The organism is Kribbella sp. (assembly GCF_035655035.1).
Taxonomy (GTDB): Bacteria; Actinomycetota; Actinomycetes; order Propionibacteriales; family Kribbellaceae; genus Kribbella.
The window spans coordinates 1-2,562 of sequence record NZ_DASRVN010000038.1; the positions used below are offsets into that span (position 1 = coordinate 1).

General features: G+C 69.7%; 4 protein-coding genes. 2 read left to right on the forward strand and 2 right to left on the reverse strand.

Annotation, left to right across the window (positions count from 1 at the left end):
- The coding region (locus VFF46_RS02645; RefSeq protein ID WP_325035373.1) for a hypothetical protein at window positions 1-415 on the reverse strand (415 nt) is incomplete at its 3' end.
- Here VFF46_RS02645 and VFF46_RS02650 point away from each other — a divergent pair.
- Window positions 336-1,664, forward strand: coding sequence for an MFS transporter (locus VFF46_RS02650; RefSeq protein WP_325035370.1), 1,329 nt, complete (start codon window positions 336-338; stop codon window positions 1,662-1,664). The two genes, VFF46_RS02645 and VFF46_RS02650, sit on opposite strands and share 80 nt — an antisense overlap.
- Window positions 1,661-2,392: a GntR family transcriptional regulator gene (locus VFF46_RS02655; RefSeq protein ID WP_325035371.1), complete on the forward strand. Its 732-nt coding sequence runs from the start codon at window positions 1,661-1,663 to the stop codon at window positions 2,390-2,392. The genes VFF46_RS02650 and VFF46_RS02655 overlap by 4 nt, the downstream gene beginning before the upstream one ends.
- 20 nt (window positions 2,393-2,412) lie before the next feature.
- On the opposite strand, the gene VFF46_RS02660 is transcribed toward VFF46_RS02655, so the two are convergent.
- A partial coding sequence (locus VFF46_RS02660; RefSeq protein WP_325035372.1) for a GMC oxidoreductase occupies window positions 2,413-2,562 on the reverse strand: 150 nt, incomplete at its 5' end.

Consider the following 2,562-nt stretch of genomic DNA (forward strand, 5'->3'; position numbering starts at 1 on the left):
GGTCCTGGTCGATCCAGCTGTACTGCGCCGCTACCTCGCATCCGGCGCGGATCTCGGCGTCGGTCATCGCGCGGATCGGCTCGAGTTCGGACGCCAGCGTCGTACCCATGCCGCCGCCGGGCGGGAGCGCGACGACGTCCGGCAGCCACTTCGTGTGCGCGAGCAGATCCACCAGCCCACGCAGGAACGGGTCCCGCCCGCCGAACAACCTCTGCCCGGCAGGAAGATAGCTCGGGGTGGGGAGGAGGCCCCCGGCGGGGAGATGGACCGGGGCGGGGAGTTGGGCCGGGGTGGGGTGCCGGGGGCGGGTGTGGGCGTGGCGGAGGAGGATCGTTGTGGCGATTGTCTCTGCGAGCGGGGACAAGGCGAATCGGGACCGCGACAGTGCCAACGGATTCAGTCTGAGCAGGGTCAACTTTCGCCTCCTCGCGAAAGACTCGCGACGCCGGGGACCAGCCCGCATTCTTGCGCAGGTGTCCTCGCCGCTGCGCCGTCCGGCCTTCCGTTACTTCGCCGGTGGGCGGTTGGTGTCGTTGCTGGGCGGATCGATGGCGCCGGTGGCGTTGGCGTTCGCGGTGCTGGAGGCGTCGGGGGATCCGACGCAGTTGGGGGTCGTACTGACGGCGCGGATGGTGCCCATGCTCTGCTTCGTGCTGCTGGGCGGCGCGGTCGCTGACCGGTTTCCGCGACGGGCGGTGCTTGTTGCGGCGCATCTGGGTGGGGCGTGTGCTCAGGGCGCGGTCGCCGTACTGCTGATCACTCACAACTACAACTTGCCGGCGGTCTGTGCGTTGAGCGCGGCCGGAGGGGTTCTGGACGCGTTCACCTCGCCTGCGCTGCGGGGGTTGGTGGCTGATCTGGTGGAGAAGGATCAGCTCCGGCAGGCGAATGCATTGCTGAGCTCGATCCGGAATGCCACCAAGATTGTCGGCCCGGCGGTAGCCGGCGTGCTGGTCGCGACGCTCGGGAGCGGGCCGACGATCGCCGTGGACGCGGTCAGCTACCTGTTGGCGGCGCTGCTGCTCGGTCGGCTGCGCGTCGCGGCTCCGATGACGGTACGGACGGGCCCGGTGCTCAGCGACGTACGGCGGGGTTGGCGGGAGTTCAGCAGTATCCGATGGGTCTGGGCCGTGACGCTGTCGTCCGCGGTGATGAACCTCGCGCAGACCGGGGTGTGGCAGGTACTCGGGCCGCCGCTCACGGGGGAGAAGCTGTGGGGCTTCACGCTGAGCGCCCGCGGCGTCGGACTGCTGGTGATGAGTGCGCTCATGTATCGCCTGGTCCTCCGGCACCTGTTGCGTACCGGTCAACTGCTGAGTGCTCTTGGGGCGCTGCCGCTCGTGGCGCTCGGCCTTGGAGCGGGACCGGTGTGGGTGCTGACAGCTGCCTTCGCTGCCGGAGTGGGCTTCTCGATCTCCGGGATCAGTTGGGACACCTCGTTGCAGGAACACGTCGCCCGCGGCGTCCTCTCCCGGCTCGCGTCGATCGACGACCTGCTCTCGTTCATCGCCATCCCAGCCGGAACACTCGCGGCCGGCCCGCTCGCCGACCACTTCGGCGCCCGGCCCGTCACCCTGGCCGCGGCGATCGTCTACGGTGCCGCGGCCTGGGGTTCACTGCTGTTCAAGGACGTTCGAACGCTGCCACACGGCGTTGGTAGGTGAGTGCGCAGTACGATGCCAGCCGCGGAGTACTGATCGGACGGGAGGCTGCGGTGATGATGGCGGCTGCCTCTGATGGTGAGGATCTGTCGCTCGCGGATCGTGCCTATCTGGCACTTCGCGAGGGGATCATCGGCGGCCGGTACCCGATCGGCAGCCGGATGCGGGAGCGCGAGTTGTCCGCGGAGCTGCAGGTCTCGCGCGTGCCGGTACGGGAGGCGATCGCGCAGCTCGAGGCCGAGGGGCTGGTGGTGACGCAGCCGCGGCGGGGTGCGGTGGTGCGGCAGTTGACGTTGGAGGACATCGACGAGTTGTTCGACGTACGGCTGAGCCTGGAGGTGCTGGCGACGCGGCTCGCGGCCGAGCGGGTTCGGGGCGGGGCGTCGACGGAGCGGCTGCGGAAGCTGATGGCGACCGCCGACCGGGTGACCGAGGCCGGCGACGTCCAGGCGATCCGGGAGGCGAACACCGCGCTGCATCTGGAGATCGTGACGTTGTCGGGCAACCGGCTGCTCGGTCAGACGATGGCACCGCTGGTCGGCCGGATCCGCTGGCTGTTCGCCCTTACCAGCGATCGTGATCCGGCCGCCCAGTGCCGGGAACACCATGAACTGTGTGCCGCGATCGAAGCCGGCAACGCCGAGCTCGCCGAGGCTCTCGCCTACTCGCACATCGAGCTGGGCAGGGCCCCGTCCCTCACGGCCCTGGCCGATCGGTTGCCACGGCACTGAAGCTGCGCTCGGCCGGAGGCCTAGGGCTTCAGCTCCGTCGCGAGTAGGCGGGTGATGTTGCGTTCGGCCAGGGCGGTGATGGTGACGAAGGGGTTGACGCCCAGCGAGCCGGGGATCAGCGAGCCGTCGGTGACGTACAGACCGGGGTGGCCGGTGACGCGGCCGTACGC